The sequence below is a fragment of the Devosia sp. FKR38 genome, assembly GCF_005222805.1.
In the GTDB taxonomy this organism is placed as follows: Bacteria; Pseudomonadota; Alphaproteobacteria; order Rhizobiales; family Devosiaceae; genus Devosia.
In genome coordinates this window covers 555276-567855 of the sequence record NZ_STGC01000002.1, presented here as the reverse complement: position 1 = coordinate 567855, position 12580 = coordinate 555276, and the positions used below count along the sequence as shown (strand labels likewise).

11 protein-coding genes and 1 tRNA gene are annotated in these 12580 nt (G+C 64.5%); 5 read left to right on the top strand and 7 right to left on the bottom strand.

The genetic code is table 11. The features are described from left to right. Positions 1-19: 19 nt before the first annotated feature. The 5 genes from E8M79_RS02765 to E8M79_RS02745 all read right to left on the bottom strand — a co-directional run bounded on the left by E8M79_RS02765 (position 20) and on the right by E8M79_RS02745 (position 3413). A complete protein-coding gene (locus E8M79_RS02765; RefSeq protein WP_137150393.1) occupies positions 20-403 on the bottom strand; it encodes a helix-turn-helix domain-containing protein in 384 nt (127 codons plus the stop codon). A 128-nt stretch (positions 404-531) separates the two neighbouring features. After that, positions 532-1245 (bottom strand): tRNA (guanosine(46)-N7)-methyltransferase TrmB, encoded by a 714-nt coding sequence (gene trmB, locus E8M79_RS02760; protein WP_137150392.1) that lies wholly within the window; start codon positions 1243-1245, stop codon positions 532-534. Positions 1246-1397: 152 nt separating this feature from the next. Beyond that, on the bottom strand, positions 1398-2663 hold the full coding sequence (metK, locus tag E8M79_RS02755; protein WP_137150391.1) for a methionine adenosyltransferase: 1266 nt from the start codon (positions 2661-2663) through the stop codon (positions 1398-1400). Between the two features lie 244 nt (positions 2664-2907). After that, positions 2908-2992 (bottom strand) — tRNA-Leu (locus E8M79_RS02750). 58 nt (positions 2993-3050) lie between these two features. Further along, positions 3051-3413, bottom strand: a complete 363-nt coding sequence (locus tag E8M79_RS02745) for a GFA family protein (protein ID WP_137150390.1) — start codon at positions 3411-3413, stop codon at positions 3051-3053. A gap of 134 nt (positions 3414-3547) precedes the next feature. On the opposite strand from E8M79_RS02745, the gene E8M79_RS02740 reads away from it, so the two are divergent. The 5 genes from E8M79_RS02740 to E8M79_RS02720 all read left to right on the top strand — a co-directional run bounded on the left by E8M79_RS02740 (position 3548) and on the right by E8M79_RS02720 (position 10290). After that, positions 3548-4546, top strand: coding sequence for a complex I NDUFA9 subunit family protein (locus tag E8M79_RS02740; RefSeq protein ID WP_137150389.1), 999 nt, complete (start codon positions 3548-3550; stop codon positions 4544-4546). Positions 4547-4696: 150 nt separating this feature from the next. Next, positions 4697-5461 carry a PadR family transcriptional regulator gene (locus E8M79_RS02735; RefSeq protein ID WP_137150388.1) on the top strand — a complete coding sequence of 255 codons (765 nt, stop codon included), beginning with the start codon at positions 4697-4699 and terminating at the stop codon, positions 5459-5461. Between the two features lie 116 nt (positions 5462-5577). Further along, complete coding sequence (locus E8M79_RS02730; RefSeq protein WP_137150387.1) at positions 5578-8493, top strand: FAD-binding and (Fe-S)-binding domain-containing protein; 2916 nt, start codon at positions 5578-5580, stop codon at positions 8491-8493. 103 nt (positions 8494-8596) lie between these two features. Further along, entirely contained in the window at positions 8597-9793 is a 1197-nt protein-coding gene (locus E8M79_RS02725; RefSeq protein WP_137150386.1) for a TRAM domain-containing protein, read from the top strand. A 107-nt stretch (positions 9794-9900) separates the two neighbouring features. Beyond that, on the top strand, positions 9901-10290 hold the full coding sequence (locus tag E8M79_RS02720; RefSeq protein ID WP_137150385.1) for a hypothetical protein: 390 nt from the start codon (positions 9901-9903) through the stop codon (positions 10288-10290). Between the two features lie 82 nt (positions 10291-10372). Here the strand turns inward: E8M79_RS02720 and E8M79_RS02715 are convergent, their stop codons facing one another. Both E8M79_RS02715 and E8M79_RS02710 read right to left on the bottom strand, forming a co-directional pair. Next, positions 10373-11197 (bottom strand): sugar phosphate isomerase/epimerase family protein, encoded by an 825-nt coding sequence (locus E8M79_RS02715; protein ID WP_137150384.1) that lies wholly within the window; start codon positions 11195-11197, stop codon positions 10373-10375. A gap of 142 nt (positions 11198-11339) precedes the next feature. Further along, the gene (locus E8M79_RS02710; RefSeq protein WP_137150383.1) at positions 11340-12509 is read right to left on the bottom strand and encodes a dihydrodipicolinate synthase family protein; all 1170 of its coding nucleotides are present in this window, start codon (positions 12507-12509) and stop codon (positions 11340-11342) included. Positions 12510-12580 lie beyond the last annotated feature (71 nt).

The following is a 12580-nucleotide window of genomic DNA, read 5'->3' as shown; positions in this document are numbered from 1 at the left end:
TTCCGACGGCGCCCGTCGATCAGACGGGTTGGCGAAGCACGATTTCGGGCTCGCCACCCGCTGCATCGAATCGCTCGCGCGCCGCATGAATTTCGGCGCGATGGCGCACCGTGAACACCCGCAGATTGTCGGCCAGCTCCAGCAGGCCCCGGCCCAGTTCGGTCAGCTGATAATCGACCCGCGGCGGTATGGTGGCAAACATGGTGCGTTGCACAAAGCCGTCCCGCTCCAGTTCGCGCAGCGTGATGGTGAGGGTTTTTTGCGATATGCCGCCGGCGCTGCGCCGCAGCTCGCTGAACCGCAGGGTCTCTTCCCGCAGCAGCGTCACCACTGTCAACGTCCACTTTCCCGGTCGCACCGTCAGCGCATCATCACCTGTCGGGGAAATCGCGGGAACGGACATGGGACGCCTCAAAGCTGTGGTCGAAGCCCCCGATATGGGGCCCATGCGTCAATTATCCAGCCCTATGGAATGTTAAATTTGTATCCGGCAGGCCAGGATAGCGGCCCGAACGCTGGCCGTGCGCGCCCTCAGAGCCGGGTGAAGGTGAAGTAAAAGCTCACCATGCGCCCCTCGCGGCGCGCCTTTTGCTCATAGCGGGTGGCCTGCCAGTCCGGATAGGGAATGTGCCAGTCGCCGGGCGTCTTGGCCTCAAAGGCGAAATCGGGCGCGCGCAGCACATGCGCCAGCGTCCAATTGGCGTAATCCTCGATATCGCTGGCAAAATAGAAGTGCCCGCCGGGCCGGATCACCCGCGCCAGCTCCGCCAGCGTCGTCGGCGAGACGAAGCGCCGCTTGTGGTGGCGCGTTTTGGGCCAGGGATCGGGATAAAGCAGGAACACGGCATCAAGGCTCGCATCGGGCATGGCCAGCAGCAGCTTGAGCGCGTCGTCGGTGAACAGGCGGATATTGCTCAGGCCCTTGGCGGCGATGGTCTGCACCATCTTGCCAATGCCGCCGGTGAACACTTCGCAGCCGATATAGCCGGTGTCCTCATGCAGCCCGGCCTCGAGCGCCAGGTGCTCGCCGCCGCCATAGCCGATCTCGACCACGATCTTTTCGGCTTCGGGGAACAGGCTTTTTGGATCCAGCGGCCCATCGAGCACGATTTCGAGCGCGGGCAGGCTGGCGTCAAAGATCGCCTGCTGGCCGCCATGCAGCTTCTTGCCCGAGCGGCGCCCGAAAAAAGCCCGCGGTTCGCCCGAACGGGTCTTTGGCAATTGGTGATCGGGCTTGGCGGTCATGACGGAGCCTGGGCGTGAGAAAAGCTGAGCTGCCCCTTAGCAAGCAGACCCGGGGTCAGGCCAGCATTATCCAAGCAGGACAAGGCCGGGACAGCACAGCGCGGCGTCCCCGTTGCCGGGGCGCCGCGCTGGAGCTGAACTGCGTGGAGTGCTTATGCGCTGGCCTTGACCGCGGCCTTGAGGGCAGAGACCAGATCGGTCTTTTCCCAGGAGAAGCTGCCGTCGCGGCCCGGCTTGCGGCCGAAATGCCCATAGGCCGAGGTCTTGGCATAGATGGGCTTGTTGAGGTCGAGATGGGTGCGGATGCCGCGCGGGGTCAGATCCATCACCTTGGACAGCGCAGCCTCAACCAGTTCTTCATCGACCGTGCCGGTATCGTGCAGATTGACGTTGATCGAGAGCGGCTGCGCCACGCCGATGGCATAGCTGAGCTGGATGGTGGCGCGTTCCGCCATGCCGGCAGCGACCACATTCTTGGCCAGATAGCGCGCCGCATAGGCCGCCGAGCGGTCCACCTTTGTCGGGTCCTTGCCCGAAAACGCGCCGCCGCCATGCGGGGCCGCACCACCATAGGTGTCCACAATAATCTTGCGACCGGTCAGGCCTGCATCGCCATCGGGGCCGCCGACGACAAACTTGCCCGTCGGATTGACGTGCCAGATGGTGTCCGCGGAAATCCAGCCCTCGGGCAGGACCTGGCGGATATAGGGTTCCACGATCTTGCGCACATCGGCCGAGGTCAGTGTCTCGTCCAGATGCTGGGTCGACAGCACGATCTGGGAGACCCCGACCGGTTTGCCGTCCTGATAGCGCACGGTCAGCTGGCTCTTGGCATCGGGGCCGAGCAGCTTTGCCGGGCCGGTGCCGTCCTTGCGGGCCTGGGTCAGCACTTCGAGAATCTTGTGCGCATAATAGACTGGCGCCGGCATCAGCTCGGGCGTTTCGCGCGATGCGTAGCCAAACATGATGCCCTGGTCGCCTGCGCCGACATCCTTGTTGCCTGATTCGTCCACGCCTCGGGCGATATCGGCCGACTGGCCATGCAGCAGCACGTCGATCTTGACCGTCTTCCAGTGAAAGCCAGCCTGCTCATAGCCAATGGCGCGAATCGCCTTGCGCGCCGTCGACTTGAACTTGGACGGATTGACCGTCGGCGCGCCCGACGCATCCAGGATGACATTGCCGTCCCGGTCTTTCTTGAGCAGGGACGGGGGCACGCGCACTTCGCCGGCGATCACCACGCGATTGGTCGTCGCCAGGGTCTCACAGGCGATTCGCACCTGGGCCGGGTCCATATTGGCCTTCTTGGCTTCGCGGAACACCAGATCGACGATTTCATCGCTGATCCGATCACAGACCTTGTCGGGATGTCCTTCAGACACCGATTCCGAGGTGAAGAAAAAAGACGATCGGACCACGAGAAATCCCCTGAGCTTATCAAGAGCGGCCCAAAACGAGCCATTCTAGCGAGTTTGTGACACCCAACGCCCAACCGGTCAAGGCGGATATAAAGAAAGCTTGATATGATGCGGAACGAGGTCAACGGGAGATTACGGAGGCCTTTTGGCTGGTCCGCACGGACCATTCCGGTCTTGTGGCCCTTGGCAATCCTCGGAAAACCAAAAACCCCGGCCCAACTTTCGTTGGACCGGGGTCAAAACTTGGTGCCCAGAAGAAGACTCGAACTTCCACACCTTGCGGTACACGGACCTGAACCGTGCGCGTCTACCAATTCCGCCATCTGGGCAGGCAGGGGGGTAACTATTGGCAGTCATGCCCGATGTCAATCACCTATTCGCATCCAATTACCAGTTCGCACCATCCCAGTGTTTGATCGCAGCCGGATCGACCGCCACGGCGGGCTCGAGACAGTTCACATTGATCATCACCAGACTCTTGCCCTTGCCGTCGCTGCCCCGGGCAAAGGACTGGATGCCACAATGGCGGCAGAACAGGTGGTCGATGGTATGGGTGTTGAAGCGATAGAGCGTGAGGGCCTCGGCATCGCTGAGCAGGGTGAAATTCTCGGCCGGCACCGATTGCATGATCCAGCCCAGGCGTCGGCAATGCGAACAATTGCAGGCACTGGGGCCTGACAGGTCGGTGTGCACGCTAAAGCGCACGGCGCCGCAATGGCATTGGCCGTCATAGGTCTGGCTGTCAGTCATGATAGGTCTCCAAATTAGAACATAACAGGAACAAAGGCCGCGCCGAGTCAAGGTGATTCCCGCCCATGGCCCTCGACAGCCCCAAGCGCCTTGGGCTAGAAGCGGACACACTTGACCCTTGCCGGAGTTCCCCCATGGACAGCCTTGATCCCAAGCTCGTGACCGTTTTCGGCGGCTCGGGATTTGTCGGCACCCAGATCGTCCAGCAGCTGGCACGCAATGGCCATCGCGTCCGCGTCGCCGTGCGCCGCCCCGACCTGGCCGGCCATCTGCGCACCCTGGGCACCGTGGGCCAGATTGTCCCGATCCAGGCCAATCTGCGCAACGCGGCCTCCATCCAGCGCGCCGTGGCCGGTGTCGAGATCGTCATCAACCTGGTCGGCATCGCCGCCAATCGCGGCGCCCAGACCTTTGATGCGGTCCATGTCGATGGCGCGGCCGAGATTGCCCGCGCATCCAAGGCCGCCGGCGTCACTCAGCTGGTGCATATGTCAGCCCTGGGCGTCGACAAGGCGGCCGACGTCAGCCGCTACGCCGCCTCCAAGCTGGCGGGCGAAGCCGCGGTTCTCGCCGCTTTCCCCGAGGCGATCATCCTGCGCCCCTCGCTGCTGTTCGGCCCGGGCGATGGCTTCTTCAACCTGATGGGCACGCTCGCCCGCCTGCTGCCGGTGATGCCGGTGATCGGTGGCAATACCCTGTTCCAGCCCGCCTATGTCGGCGACGTCGCCCAGGCCTTTGTGCTGGCGGCCGAAGGCAAGCTCAAGCCTGGCAAGATTTATGAACTGGGTGGCCCGCAGGTCGAGAGCCATCGCCAGCTGCTCGAGCGCGTGCTGCGCGAGGCCATGCGCAAGCGTCCGCTGCTGCCCGTGCCCTCGGGCCTGGCCAAGCTGATGGCTGGCGTTCTGGGCATTCTGCCCGTGCCGCCGCTGGTGACCGCCGACCAGGTGGAGCTGCTGGGCGTCGACAATGTCGTCTCCGAAGCCGCCATCAAGGACAAGCGCACCCTGGCCGGCATGGGCATTGTTCCCACCGCCATGGACACCATCCTGCCCGGCTATATGTGGCGCTTCCGCAAGCATGGCCAGTTCGACAAGACCGCGCCGGTCGCCGCTGTCGAGAACGACACCGTCTAGGCCCGGCGCAAGCCTGCAAGGTTCCGGCCCGCGACGCCCACCGTCGCGGGCTTTTTCATGCGTGTTATTTCCGTAAGATATATCTTGAACCCAAAGCCGCGCCGCCCAATCTAGGGTGCAAGGGCGTCAAAGATATATCGGAGACCAATCATGAGCACATATTGGAAGAACGGCGAGCCCAATTGGCGCCGCATGGAAGCCATGGCCCGTCGCGGCTGGGGGCGTCTGGCCGGTGGCATGGATAATCCCGAGCGCTGGAACAGCGCCGGCGGCAATTTCCGCATCGGCCGCATGCTGGCTTCGGGCGATTTGCGCCTGGTGGCGCTCTATCTCATCGAGCAGCAGCCCCGGCACGGCTATGATTTGATCAAGGTGATCGAGGAGAAATCGGCCGGATTCTATTCGCCCAGCCCAGGCGTGGTCTATCCTGCCCTGACCTATCTCGAGGAAGCCGGCTTTGCCACGGCCCAGGCCGATGGCAACAAGAAGCTCTATGCCATCACCGATGCCGGGCGGGCCCATCTGGCGGACAATCGCGAGGCCATCGAATCAACTTTGGCGTTCCTGGCCAAGGCCGGCGAGCAGATGCAGCGCTTCCGCGACTTCGCCCGCTCCGAATGGCCCTTTGATCGCGAGCAGGGGCCGGCGCATGACCATGAGCCCGAATACGGCCACGGTCCCGGCCATCGTCAGGGTCCAGGCCAACACCATGGTCCCGGCCATCGCCCGGCGCCCGAGGCCGACCGCGACATGGCCGATGTGGTTCCCGAACTCAACGACGCCCGCCGCACGCTCAAGGCCGCCATCAAGAAGGCCCGGCGCAGCGGCGAGGAGCAGCAGCATCGGGCCGCCGAGATCCTGCGCCGCGCCGCCGCCGAGATCGAGGCCCTGGGCGAGGATGACGTCGACATCTAGTCGGTCGACCACATGACTCTGCGGTTCCCGTCCACGGGGGCCGCATGTCGCAAATCTGCTGTCGCGGCGCGATGGAATCCCTTCGCAGCCCAGCGCTAACATGTTAGTGCTGCTCTATGCAGCACGCTTCCTCCGCCCCCCGCCACACCGTCACGCCCGAACGACAGGCCGCAGGCCAGCGCCTGGTCACCCGCCTCGCCGGCATGGTGCGGGGCGCCATGTATACCGACCCGCTGATGACCTATGCATGGAGCGGCGACGCCAGCTCCTATCGGCTGATTCCGGCGGCGGTGGTGTTCATCAACTCCGAGGATGAGGTGCGCGCCGTGTTGACGGCGGCGCGGGCCGAAAACCTGCCCATCACCTTCCGCGCCGCTGGCACCTCGCTGTCCGGTCAGGCCGTAACCGACGGCGTGCTGGCCGTGCTCGGCGATGGCTGGCGCAAGCTCGAAATCCATCCTGGCGCCGACCAGATCACCCTGGGGCCGGCCATCATCGTTGCCCAGGCCAATAGCGCGCTCAAGCCGTTCAACCGCAAGATCGGTCCCGATCCGGCCAGCCAGGCGACCTGCAAGATCGGTGGCGTGGTCAACAATAATTCGTCCGGCATGTGCTGCGGCGTGGCGCAGAACACCTATCACACCATGGCGCGGCTACGCATTGTGCTGGCCGACGGCACCATGCTCGATTCCGGCGATGCCAAGAGCTGCGCTGCCTTCCGCCAGAGCCACGCGCCCATGCTGGCTGCGCTGCATGATCTGCACCACCATGTGATGGCCGATGCCGAACTGGTGGCGCTGATCCGCAAGAAGTACAGAATCAAGAACACGGTTGGCTATTCGCTCAATGCGCTGGTCGATTACCACGACCCGCTCGATATCCTGATCCACCTCATGGTGGGCTCGGAAGGCACGCTCGGCTTTGTCTCCGAGGTGACCTACAACACCGTGCCCGAGCACCCCTTCCGCGCTACCGCGCTGGTGCCCTTTCCCGATCCGCAATCGGCCGGCCGCGCCATTATCGAAATGGCCAATGGCGGCGTGCAGGTTACGACCGGCGTCACTGCGGCCGAATATATCGAGCGCCGGGCTCTGGCCACGGTGGAACATCTGCCGCCCATGGCACCGCTGCGCCCCTGGCTCACCGATAATTCGCCAGCCGTGCTGATCGATGTCACCGCGCCCGACGCAGCCACACTGGCGGCCGAAACCGCCAAGGCCGAGGCGCTGCTGGCCCGCCATGGCGCCACCCATATTGATTTTTCCACCGACCCCGACCGCAGCCATGCGCTCTGGGACATCCGCAAGGGCTTTTTCGCCTCCGGCGGCGCGGCGCGGCCCAAGGGCACCTCCATGCTGACCGAGGATGTGGCCGCGCCCATCGAGCGGCTGGCCGAATTCGTCATCGATATGCGCGCGCTGCTCGATGCGCATGGCTATGAGGACGCCATTATTTTCGGCCATGCTTTGGCCGGCAATCTGCATTTCCAGATGAGCGACGACTTCTCCCAGCCTGATGCGGCGGAAAAATTCGATGCCTTCTCCAGGGCGCTGAGCGATTTGGTCTCGATCCAGTATGGCGGCTCGCTCAAGGCCGAGCATGGTACCGGCCGCGCCATTGCCGCGTTTGTCGAGGCCGAATGGGGCAGCAAGGCCTATGGGCTGATGCGCCAGATCAAGGCGCTGTTTGACCCCGAAAACCTGCTCAACCCCGGCGTGCTGCTCAACGCCGACGACAAGATCCACATCAAGCACCTCAAGGTCATGCCGCTGGCCGATGACCTGGTGGACCTCTGCATCGAATGCGGCTTCTGCGAGCCGGCCTGTCCCAGCCAGCATATGACGCTGTCGCCGCGCCAACGTATTGCGGTGACCCGCGAGCGGGCGCGGCTGCGCGAGACGGGCGAGGACAATGCCCGGCTCGAGCGGCTCGATGCCGATTTCCAGTATCCCGGGCTCGATACCTGCGCCGCCTGCAATCTCTGTTCGCTGCGCTGCCCGGTGGGCATCGAGACCGGCACCATGATTCTGAGCCAGCGCGCCGAGCGGCGCGGCAGCACAGCGCGATCTGTCGCCGGCTTTGTCGCCGACCATCGTGGCGCGGTAGAATCCATGATGCGCGCCGGCGTGGCGCTGGCCGATGCGGCCAGAACCATAATCCCCGCATCGGCGGTGGAAGCCATCACCGAGACGGCGCGCCGCGTTACTGGCAAGCGCGTGCCCCGCGTGTCGCGCGCGCTGCGCCATGGTCCGGGCGCGCCAAAGGCCAGGAGTACGCGCCAGGATGCGCGCGCCACGGGCTTTCCCGTGCCCATCGCCCAATCCGGGCGGCCATCGGTGGTCTATTTCCCCAGCTGCGCCACGCGCATGTTTGGTGCGCCCAAGTCCGCGCATGACCTGCTCGCGGTGCCCGACGCCATGCTGGCGCTGCTCGAGCGGGCCGGCTTTGATGTCATCGTGCCAGACAACCTCAATGGCCAGTGCTGCGGCCAGCCGTTCCAGTCCAAGGGCTTTCCCGAACAGGCAGCCGAGGTCGGCGGGGCGCTCAAGCGCAATCTCTCGGCCCTGTCCGACGCCGGGCGGCTGAGCGTGGTCACCGATGCCTCGACCTGCGCCAAACATCTGCGCGATTTCCCCGGCGATGCGCCGGTACAGGATTCGGCACAGTTCCTGCTCGCCCAAGTGCTGCCGCGTCTGACCATCACCCGGCAATTGCCGGTGGTGGCGGTGCATCACAATTGCTCGGCACAGCGCCTCAGCGAACAGCCCATGACCGAGGCCATTGCCCGCGCCTGTGCAAGGGAGATCGCGGTGCTGAGTGCCGTGACCTGCTGCGGCTATGCCGGCGACAAGGGCCTGTTCGTGCCCGAGCTCAATGCCCATGCCACGCGGTTCGCCAAGACCAACATACCGGCAGACTGTACGTTAGGCGTTTCGACGGTGAGCACCTGTGCTTCGGGCTTGAGCGAACACGCCGGCGTGCCCTTTGTCGGGCTGGCGAGCCTGCTCGAATGGGCCAGCCGGCCACTGTAACAGGCGGAGGGACGCGCCTTGTCATGGCTGTCCCTCTGGCATCGGGCCTTGCGATGCCTGGCTATGGCGGCTACTGAACCGCCTCAGCAAGCCCCGGATCGTCATGACCATCACCACCACCATCTCCAGCCTCGGCCACAAGGGCGAAGGCATTGCCGACGTCGATGGCCGCAAGGTCTTCGTGCCGCTCGTGCTGCCCGGCGAACGGGTGGAGATCACGGCAGAGGGCGAACGCGGCACGCTTTTGGGCGTCATCATCCCGGCGCCCAATCGTGTTGAACCCTTCTGTGCGCATTTCGGCGCCTGCGGCGGCTGCCAGTTGCAGCATATGGATCGCGAGAGCTACGAGGCCTTCAAGACCGCTTTGGTGGAAACGCCGCTGCAGTTCGCCGGCATCGACGTCAAGGTCAGCCGCTTCATTGATGGCTCGGGCGGCGGCCGCCGCCGGGCGACCCTGCATGCCCGCAAGGAAGGCGCCGGCTATATGCGGCTGCGCAGCCACCAGGTGCATGACCTCGACGCCTGTCCGATCTTGGCGCCGGGCCTGGCCAAGGCGCCCGACATTGCCCGCGCGGTGATGCAGGCGGTTGGCGAGGCCGATGTGAGTTTTGTTGCCTCGCTCACCGGGCTCGACGTTGCCATCCGCACCGAAAAGAAACAGGCCCGGCCTGAGCGCGTGGCGCCGCTGGTCGGCCGCTTCAAGCTGGCGCGGCTGGCGCTCAATGGCGAAATGGTGCTGCAGGCCCAGCCCGCCATCATCGCCATGGGCCGCGCCCAGGTGGAAATGCCCATCGGCAGCTTCCTGCAGGCGACCGAACAGGCCGAGCAGGTGCTGTCCGATTATGTGCTGGCGGCCATGGGTCCCAAGGTCAAATCGGTCGCGGATCTGTTCTGCGGCGTCGGCCCCTTTGCGCTGCGCCTGGCCGAACAGCGCACTGTCGCCGCCTTTGACAGCGACAAGCCCGGCATTGCCGCCCTCGACAAGGCGCGGCGCTTCACCAAGGGCCTGCGCGAAGTTACCGCCAAGGCGCGCGACCTGTTCCGCGACCCCCTGACCCAGTTCGAGCTGCCCTTTGACGCAGTGGTGCTCGATCCGCCGCGCGCCGGCGCCGAGGCCCAGGTGCGCGAACTGGGCAAGTCCAAGGTCAAGACCGTGGTGATGGTGGCCTGCGACCCCCGCACCTTTGCCCGCGATGCCGCCATTCTGGTGGGCGCGGGCTACACGATGAGCGACCTGATCGCGGTCGATCAGTTCACTCAATCCACCCACATCGAAATTGCTGCCACATTTCGTCGCTAACAGGGGGCCCGTCGCGTCCTCTGATCCTTTTTTCGAGTCGGGACGTTTAAACCTTCAACAGTGAACTGCGACGCGTGGGGCGGCGCTGTCGACCGTGGAGACCGAACATGCATTTCTTCAAGACCAGCCTTGTTGTCGGCCTGCTGTGCGCAGCCAGCATTGCGCCAGGCTATGCCGATAGCAAAACCGTGCCGACCGGCCAGTTCAAGGATTCCTATGGCACGGCGTTCAAATTCTCGCCCTGTGGTTCGGGCACCGATCTGTGCGGCGTGCTGCTCGATATCCAGGGCCAGTCGCGCACCAAGGAAAACCTCGCTCTGGTGCAAAAGCAGGTGGTGAAGGCCGAACAGGTCTCCGACAACCAGTGGAAGGGCACCGTTGAGCTCAATGGCAGCGTGGCCCAGGCCACCATCACCCAGGTCAGCGCCGATCAGGTGGAAATCCAGGGCTGCCGTGCTGCGATCCTGTGCCAGACGCTGGTGTTCAAGCGCGTCTGATCGACGCGTTGAGCCGACTGACATAACAGAACCCCCGGTCATGGCCGGGGGTCCTGCTTTTCCTGCGTGGGGCGTTAGGTATCTAGCAGACCGTGGCGACGCGCTGCTTGATCACGGCGAGCACCTCGTCGCCGTCGCGCTTCCACCAATTGTCCTGGCTGAAAATCTCAACCTCCTGCGGGCCGAAAAAGCCGGCATCCTCGATCATCTTGCGGATGGCGGGCAGGTCGATGACGCCATCGCCCATCATGCCGCGATCAAGCAGCATGTCTTTGGTGGGCACCAGCCAGTCGCAGATGTGATGGGCAAAGATGCGGTTCATCCGCCCGGCCCGGGCAATGGCTTGGGCCAGCCTGGGGTCCCACCACACATGATAGACGTCGATGGCCACGCCCACCGTCTCGCCCAGCATTTCGCAGATATCGAGCGCCTGATCGATGGTGTTCACGCAGGCCCGGTCGGCCGCATACATGGGGTGCAGCGGCTCGATGGCGATTTTGACGCCACTGGCCTTGGCATGGGGCAGCATGGCCGCAATGCCATCGGTGACCATCTGCCGGGCGCCCGGCAAATCCTTCGATGACCCCGGCAAGCCGCCGACCACCAGCACCAGGCAATCGGCATTGAGCGCGGCGGCCTCGTCGATGGCGCGCAGATTATCGTCGATCTGCGCCTGCCGCCCTGCCGCCGTCTCTGCCGGGAACATGCCGCCCCGGCACACGCCGGTGACCTGCAGCTTGTTGTCCCGCACGATGCGTGCGGCCTCATTGAGCCCGATAGCCGCGATCTGGTCGCGCCAGGGCGAAATGGCGGTGATATCGGCGCGCAGGCACCCCTCGACCGCCTCCTTGAAGCCCCAGGCCTGGCGGGTGGTGGCGAGATTAAGCGAAATTTTGCGTTCAGTCATGTGTAGGCCCTCGGTGTGGGGCTCCCCTCCCCCCTGAGGGGAGGGGATTGGGGGTGGGGGTCTATCTGTGAATCACCGCACCACCCCCTCCCTCGGTCCCTCCCCTCAAGGGGGAGGGAGGCGCAACTGGAACCTTCCGGGATCATGCTGCCACTCCATTGACGCTAAGCACCGCCTGCATGCGCTGGACAGCCAGATCCGGATCGCCCAGCACGCCGGCCTGGTCGGCAAGGCGGAACAGCTCGGCCAGATGCTGGATCGAGCGTGTCGACTGCTGACCGCCGATCATGCTGAAATGGTCCTGCAAGCCATTGAGATAGGCCAGGAACACCACGCCGGTCTTGTAGAAGCGGGTCGGGGCGGCAAAGATATGCCGGCTGAGGGCCACCGTGGGTTCGAGCACGGCGTGGAATGCCTGGGTGTCGCCCTTGCCCAGGGCTGCCAGGCCCGCCGAGGCGGCCGGGGCAATGGCGTCGAAAATGCCGAGCAGGGCATGGCTATAGCCCTGCGCATCGCCGGCGATCAGCTCGGCGTAGTTGAAGTCGTCGCCTGTATACATCTTGACCGAGGCCGGCAGGCGCCGGCGCATGGCGATCTCTTTTTCGGCCGAGAGCAGCGAAATCTTGATGCCGTCGACCTTGTCGGCATGGGCGGCGATGACGTCCAGACACACATCCATGGCCGCGTCGTGATCGGCTTTCCCCCAATAGCCGGCCAGGGCCGGATCGAACATTTCGCCCAGCCAGTGCATGATCACCGGCTGTTTGACCTGGCTGAGAATGCGGCCATAGACCTTGGCATAGTCATCCGGCGTCCTGGCCGCAGCCGCCAACGCGCGGCTGGCCATCAGGATGACGCGGCCGCCCTGGCCCTCGACAAAGCCGACCTGTTCTTCATAGGCGGCGATGATCGCATCGATGGTGACATCGGGGCCGGGCATCAGGTGATCGGTGCCGGCACCATAGGCGATCAGGCTATCGTCGCGCGTGCGGGCCTCAGCCTGGGCGCGGCGGATCAGCTCCTGCGCCTCGGCCCAGCCCAGGCCCATGCCGCGCTGGGCGGTATCCATGGCCTCGGCAACGCCCAGGCCCAGATCCCACAACCGATGACGGAATTTCAGCGTCGTGTCCCAGTCGATCGCCGGGGTCAGCCAGGGATCATTGCTGGCCAGCGGATCGGCCACCACATGGGCCGCTGCATAGGCAATGCGATTGAAGTCGCTCGCCTTGTGCTGGACGAAGGGAATGGGCGTCCCGGTCAACCCATAGGGGGTGATGGAGCGATCGGCATTGGGCAGGCGAATGGTGGTCATGTTCGACTTCCTCAAAGTCTCACCAAAACGCGATGTCATCCCGGCCCTGAGCCGGGATCCATCTCGAGATT